This is a genomic window from Bacteroides sp. 1_1_30 (assembly GCF_020982715.1).
Classification (GTDB): Bacteria; Bacteroidota; Bacteroidia; order Bacteroidales; family Bacteroidaceae; genus Bacteroides; species Bacteroides xylanisolvens.
The window spans coordinates 56,167-62,710 of record NZ_JAJKHN010000037.1 but is presented as its reverse complement, the minus strand read 5'-3'; the positions used below and the strand labels follow the sequence as shown (position 1 = coordinate 62,710).

Here is a 6,544-nt window from a genome sequence, read left to right as displayed (position 1 = left end):
CCTTTCAGGGCTTGTGGCTGGTGTGTTTTTTTCGTAGGGCGTTGCCCTACGCTATATAATTAAGCCCTTTCAGGGCACCCCAATAAATATATAATTGTAAGGCTTTCAGCCTAACCGATAAATTCTCATTTAACCGATATATTCTCATTTAACCGCTAAATTCCCATTTAATTAAGAACTGAATAGCAAGTAATTATAAAAAATGACTGAATGAATCATTTGCAATCAAACGCAACAGATACAGACATCATTTTTGTATCTTTGCCGGATACAGAATAAACATGAAAAAAGAAATCCTATATCAAAAGATAGCCGACACTATCGCCTGGCAAATAAAAACAGGTATATGGAAAGCAGGCGAGAAATTACCTTCTTTACGTACTATCAGCAATGAGTATGGCGTAAGTTTAAATACAGCCATTCAGGTATATTATGAATTGGAAAAGGAAGGATTCATCATTTCCCGCCCCAAATCAGGGTACATTGTCAATTATAAGCCACTAAATTTGTCTGCGCCGACAACAACACAGCCTTCCGCCCAATCTCCGGGAAAGGAAGAAGCAGACTTAATCATGGAAGTATATCATTCCATCGAAGATTCGTCTATCACCCGTTTTTCGCTGGGAATACCGGAAGATATTTTATTGCCTATTGCTAAACTCAATAAAGAATTGACCAAGGCCATGTATTCACTTCCGGGAAACGGCACCAGGTATGAAGACCCTCAAGGAAACATTCGTTTGAGAAACTATATTGCCCGTTTTGCGTATAGCTGGAATGGAAATCTGACCGAAGATGATATTGTTACTACCACAGGAGTGACCAATTCCATCTCTTTGGCATTATCTGTTATTGCTCAAAGAGGAGACACGATAGCTGTTGAAAGTCCTGTTTATTTCGGGATATTGCAGTTGGCCAACAGCATGGGAATCCGAGTGTTGGAGCTGCCCACCAATCCTGTAACAGGCATCGAGCCCGATGCTTTAAGAAAAGTATTGCCGCAAATCAATCTATGCCTGCTTATCAGTAATTTCAGTAATCCGCTTGGGAGTTGCATGCCCGATGAACATAAGAAAGAGATAGTACAGATGTTGGCGGAACACAATATTCCTCTGATTGAAGATGATTTATACGGTGATGTATTCTTCGAACATTCACGCCCTAAACCATGTAAAGCTTTCGATGAAAAGGGACTTGTGTTATGGTGCGGTTCTGTATCAAAGACGTTAGCTCCCGGTTACCGGGTAGGCTGGATTGCCCCCGGTAAGTTTAAGGATGCTATTATTCGTCAGAAACATATTCATTTAATATCCACTCCTACCCTCAATCAGGAAGCCATTGCCAACTTCATGGAGAACGGCAGGTATGAGAATCATTTACGCAAGTTGCGCCATGAACTACATTCCAACAGTCTTCATTTGGCACAAGCTATTACCGATTATTTCCCCGAAGACACTAAAATCATCACTCCACAAGGAGGTTTTATGCTTTGGGTGGAACTGAATAAAAAGATTGATACCACGGAACTATATTACAAAGCGATGCAACATAAGATCAGCATTGCTCCCGGACGCATGTTTACTCTGCACGACCAGTACAGAAACTGTATGCGCTTGAGTTTCGGTCAGCAATGGAGTGCTTTCATTGAAGAACGCCTGCAGGTTTTGGGAAACATTATCAAAGAATCATTCTGATTGACTGATATACTCTTTTACCACTTCGCCGAGGGTTTTAAGTCCTTTCTCTATTTTGTCTTCGGGCATATTAGAGTAGTTGATACGAAGCGTATTTTCCTTGTTTCCGTTCGGATAAAAGGAGCCTCCCGGAACAAAAGCAATCTTTTTCTCCAGGCTTCTGACTAAAACATCACGTGCCGAAATCCCTTCGGGAAGCTCTATCCATGTAAATAATCCGCCTTCGGGACGAGTAAACTTTATAGTATCAGGGAAATAACGCTCTATACTTTCAATCGCTACATTCCTGCGTTTTCTGTATACTTCCACTATTTTGGCAATATGTTTATCAATGTCATAGCGCTTCAGGTATTCGGCAATGGTCATTTGGGCAATAGTGTTGCATTGCAAATCCGTGCCTTGTTTAACCAATACATATTTGCGGATAATATCTTTATCCCCCGCAATCCAGCCGATCCGGAAGCCGGGACAGAATATTTTCGAGAAACTACCTGTACACAGGATATTTCCAGCCTCATCAAAAGACTTTATAGATGGCAAAGATTCTCCTCCAAACCTTAACTCACCATACGGATTGTCTTCAATAACCGCAACACCGTATTTTGCTGATAATTCAGCCAATTTCCTGCGTCTTTCCAGGCTCCACGTCTTTCCTGTAGGATTCTGAAAAGTAGGTATTGCATATATCAGCTTTAGATGAGGAGTATTACTCAAAATTTCTTCCAAAACATCCATCATCATACCGTCCTCATCCGTGGGAATTTCAATAAAGCTACATCCATACGCTTTGAACGCGCTGATTGCAGCCAAATATGTCGGGCTTTCGCAAAGTACGACATCCCCCTCGTCCAGAAAAACTTTTCCGGATAAGTCCAACCCCTGTTGTGAGCCGTGGGTAATCAGAATATTATCTTTATCGAAAGCCGTGCCCAAACGTTCGTTCATTCGGTTGGCAATCCATTCGCGCAAAGGGGCATAACCTTCTGTTGTGGTATATTGGAGTGCTTTCGTACCTGCTTCTTTCAATACGATCTGATTGATCTCATTGATTTCATCTATCGGGAAAAGTTCCGGAGCAGGCAGACCACCTGCAAACGAAATCACATCTTCCTGTTCGGTGACTTTTAATATCTCTCTTATTTCCGAAGCCTTTATATAAGACATTCTTTTAGCAAAATTCAACTTCATAACCTTTAAGTATATTAGGAGATTAAAACAACACTGCAAAGTAAATAAAAAAAGAAAGACGAGAACAGATACACTTTTTTATATATTGACAGGTACAGATGACTGACTTTTCAAAGGATAAGTATATGAAGTTAATCTCCCGTATTACTTATTTCATCATGAGTAATCAGGGCATTCGTCGAATAATCCTATACAGAACCTTGTTTAAACCTACCTTTGCACTGAAAACAAAAGTAATTGATAGTAACTATGGAAGAGCAAATACTCATTTTTCGAACCTCGGTTAGAAATGCACGGGATATAAAACATATCGCAGCGCTGTTCACCCTATGTCCCCAAATCTACAAATGGAATATAGATATGGAGGACTGGGAAAAAGTATTAAGAATAGAATGTCAGGGCATCACCCCGACTGAAATCTCAAAGGCATTACGCGCCATCAACATTTATGCACAGGAACTGGAATGAAACAGAGAAAACTAGTAATAAACTAATAACGAGGCAGGTCTTTTACTTCCTCATAATATTTTTCCACTCCAACCTCTTGCATCCGTCTGTTGATGGCTACAAATCCGATGTCATCACCTATTGCAAAAGATTCAATAGCCAATGCTTTGTACATTGGCTGTTTCTAATCTGTACGCAAAATATTCCCCTGTATTTTCCCCAGAATCTTGGGGAACTGCCAAAAGAACAACAAAGTACAGCAAATTGCCGCTGTCGCATCGGATATTGCTTCGGCTGCATATACACCGGTTACTCCCATATAATGCGGCAATATCAATGCCAATGGAATCAGTAGAATCACTTTACGTAACAAAGCAATAAAAATAGAAATCTTAGCCTGACCTAATGCTACAAACATATTTTGGCAGGCTCGCTGTAATCCGAAGATAGTCATACCGCCCAAGAAAACAGGCATTGTCCAGCGGACTGTTTCTATCAATTTTTCATCACTGGTAAAAGCAGATGCAACAATTGTAGGAAACAAGATCATAAGTAGCATCAATAACAGATTAAATGAAAACATGGTTATCATCACAATACAGAAACAGTCTTTCACACGTTGTTTATCACCATGACCATAATTATAACTGATAATCGGAACAAATCCCAGCGCAAAACCGGTTAACGGAACACTTGCAAACTGCATCGCACTTTGCAAGATAGTTAATGCGCTGACATAAATATCTCCAAAATTTTTCAGACTACTATTCAATACAAAACCAACCAGACTCTCCGTACTTGCCATTATAAATGGAGATATTCCCAAAGCTAACATGGCGAATACAATCTTCCGCCTCAACCGCATATTACGCTTTTCCAAAGGTAAGGAAGCACGACGGGAAAAGAGAAAACTCAATACCCACGCCGCACTACATGCTTGAGACAATACGGTAGCCAAAGCAGCTCCTTTCACTCCCATATCAAACCAGAAAATGAAAATAGGATCAAGAATAATATTCAATAAGGCACCGATCAAGACGGAGTACATGGCAATGGCTGGCCGTCCCTGTGCATTAATAAAGCTATTCAGTCCTGTAGATATTTCAACGAAAACAGTTCCTAATAAATAGATGGAAAGATAATCAACCGCATATTCCAACGTATTTTCCGAAGCACCCGTAAAAAGCAAAATCGGTTCCATAAAGGTATATGCGATGAACGAAGTGAACAGGGTGAATAGTATTAATAAGACAAAACCATTCCCCAAAATTTTTCCGGCACGCAGACGATCGCCCTGTCCCAGTGCCATGGCTGCCAATGGCGCGCCCCCTCCTCCTACAATCGCCGAGAAAGAAGAAATCAGTATAACAAGAGAAGTCGTCACTCCTACCCCAGCCAACGCATCAGTACCAATACCCGGAATATGTCCGATATAGATACGGTCGACCATGCTATACAGCAAATTGACGAATTGGGCAACTACTGCGGGAAGCGCCATTTTGAAAACGAGCGGCAACATACGCTCTGTACCTAGCCGTGCTTCATACTTATTTATCATTCCAAACTTCTTTTTCTAAAATCAGCTGCAAAGTTATAAGAAAAACAGGCTCCGATTTAAAACCGTTGGATAAAATAAATTGGATAGATACCTTTTATCCATCCGGAATAATTAATCGTAGCTGCCAGAAAATCATTCAGTTCATCATACAGCTTTTCCAATTCATTTATATCAGCAGAAGTTCCGGGTTCTATTATAAATTTCATATATGCATTGTTTATCTTTTCATTAGTTCTTCTATCTTTCCACCTGTAATATAAGGTATACATTCGGAGATCTTTTCGACACTCCAATCCCACCATTGCAATTCTTGCAATCGGGCAATCGTTTGCTCATCAAAACGTTTCCTAATCTCCCTGGCTGGCGTTCCGCCTACTATTGTATAAGGAGGAACATCTTTAGTAACCACTGCCCACGACGCAATGACTGCTCCATTCCCGATGTGTACTCCTGCCATGATAACAGCTTCATATCCAATCCATACATCATTACCTATTACTATATCCCCTTTATTATCCCAGGCAGAAGTAACATCCCCCTTATCTAAATTCCATTCCTCAAAAAAGATAGGAAACGTATAATTGGATAAAGAATTCAATGTGTGGTTTGCACTATTGAAAAGAAACTTAGCTCCACAGGCTATGGAGCAGAATTTTCCTATTATCAAGCGGTCTTTATTAATCGGATAATGATATAAGACATTGTTTTTCTCAAAAAGAACTGGATCATTTACAAAGTCATTGTATATTGTATAATCACCTACGATAATAGCAGGATTCTTAATCACCATATTCAGATAAATAGTCTGAAAATCATTAGAACGAGGATATATGTTCGAATTCATTGTAATGGCTTCTTTTATATAGTTTATTGAATAGAATAAAAAAAATAACTTGTGACTTACGTTAAATCACAAACAGTTGTAGCAGCAGAACTCTCTATTGTTACAATCCATATGGGCGAAGCTATTTACAAAGTTGCCATTTCATTGTGTTAGGAGAACAGGATTTATATTACATAGCAAATATACAAGATAAATTTCAGACTATCACACAAAGGACTAAATATGTATCCCATATTGATGCTTCACTTCCGCCATCACAAATGTACTTTCCAGTGATCCCAAGCTGTCAATCGTTCCCAATACATTCAGAATAAACTCCTGATAGTATTTCATGTTGGGAGCATGAATCTTCAACAGATAATCATAACTTCCCGATATGTTATAACATTCGGTTACTTCAGGAATATCCTGTATGATCCGTGTAAACTCTGCCGCTATATCCCTGTTCAGGCGTCTAAGCTTCACACTGCAGAACACGACAAATCCCTGATTCAGTTTTTCCGCATCCAATACGGCAATATACTTCTTTATATAACCTCCATTCTCCAACCGTTTAAGACGTTCAAAAACAGGAGTTGAAGAAAGACTCACTCGCGCAGCCAACTCTTTCGTTGTCAATCGGGCATTCTCTTGCAAAGTACGGAGTATTTGCAAATCTACTTTATCCAGTTTATCAAAAGTATCCATAAGAAAAATATTCTTCTAAAAGGTAATTTCCAAGAATAATGCAGTTGTATTATTCCATATAACGGCACAAAAATAGCATTATTTTCTACATTTCAGCCATATCTTGTTCGATATATCTTCATCTCA

Annotated in this window: 7 protein-coding genes and 1 pseudogene; 2 read left to right on the top strand and 6 right to left on the bottom strand. The window is 39.5% G+C overall.

What is annotated here, in order from left to right:
• Nucleotides 1-281: 281 nt before the first annotated feature.
• Nucleotides 282-1,694 carry a PLP-dependent aminotransferase family protein gene (locus LPH68_RS12815; protein WP_151923090.1) on the top strand — a complete coding sequence of 471 codons (1,413 nt, stop codon included), beginning with the start codon at nt 282-284 and terminating at the stop codon, nt 1,692-1,694.
• Here the strand turns inward: LPH68_RS12815 and LPH68_RS12810 are convergent.
• Nucleotides 1,686-2,882 carry a PLP-dependent aminotransferase family protein gene (locus LPH68_RS12810; RefSeq protein WP_151923089.1) on the bottom strand — a complete coding sequence of 399 codons (1,197 nt, stop codon included), beginning with the start codon at nt 2,880-2,882 and terminating at the stop codon, nt 1,686-1,688. The genes LPH68_RS12815 and LPH68_RS12810 overlap by 9 nt on opposite strands.
• 249 nt (nt 2,883-3,131) lie before the next feature.
• Between LPH68_RS12810 and LPH68_RS12805 the strand changes: the two genes are divergently transcribed.
• The gene (locus LPH68_RS12805) at nt 3,132-3,350 is read left to right on the top strand and encodes a hypothetical protein (protein WP_151923087.1); all 219 of its coding nucleotides are present in this window, start codon (nt 3,132-3,134) and stop codon (nt 3,348-3,350) included.
• A gap of 22 nt (nt 3,351-3,372) precedes the next feature.
• On the opposite strand, the gene LPH68_RS26625 is transcribed toward LPH68_RS12805, so the two are convergent.
• The 5 genes and pseudogenes from LPH68_RS26625 to LPH68_RS12785 form a co-directional block, all read right to left on the bottom strand.
• Nucleotides 3,373-3,504, bottom strand: coding sequence for a hypothetical protein (locus LPH68_RS26625; RefSeq protein ID WP_255679374.1), 132 nt, complete (start codon nt 3,502-3,504; stop codon nt 3,373-3,375).
• A gap of 9 nt (nt 3,505-3,513) precedes the next feature.
• Nucleotides 3,514-4,887, bottom strand: coding sequence for an MATE family efflux transporter (locus LPH68_RS12800; RefSeq protein WP_151923086.1), 1,374 nt, complete (start codon nt 4,885-4,887; stop codon nt 3,514-3,516).
• A gap of 77 nt (nt 4,888-4,964) precedes the next feature.
• Nucleotides 4,965-5,093 (bottom strand): annotated as a pseudogene (locus tag LPH68_RS12795) (GNAT family N-acetyltransferase); the annotation flags it as partial.
• 11 nt (nt 5,094-5,104) lie between these two features.
• Nucleotides 5,105-5,731 (bottom strand): CatB-related O-acetyltransferase, encoded by a 627-nt coding sequence (locus tag LPH68_RS12790; protein WP_151923085.1) that lies wholly within the window; start codon nt 5,729-5,731, stop codon nt 5,105-5,107.
• Nucleotides 5,732-5,947: 216 nt separating this feature from the next.
• The gene (locus tag LPH68_RS12785; protein ID WP_004315247.1) at nt 5,948-6,418 is read right to left on the bottom strand and encodes an Lrp/AsnC family transcriptional regulator; all 471 of its coding nucleotides are present in this window, start codon (nt 6,416-6,418) and stop codon (nt 5,948-5,950) included.
• Nucleotides 6,419-6,544: the final 126 nt, after the last annotated feature.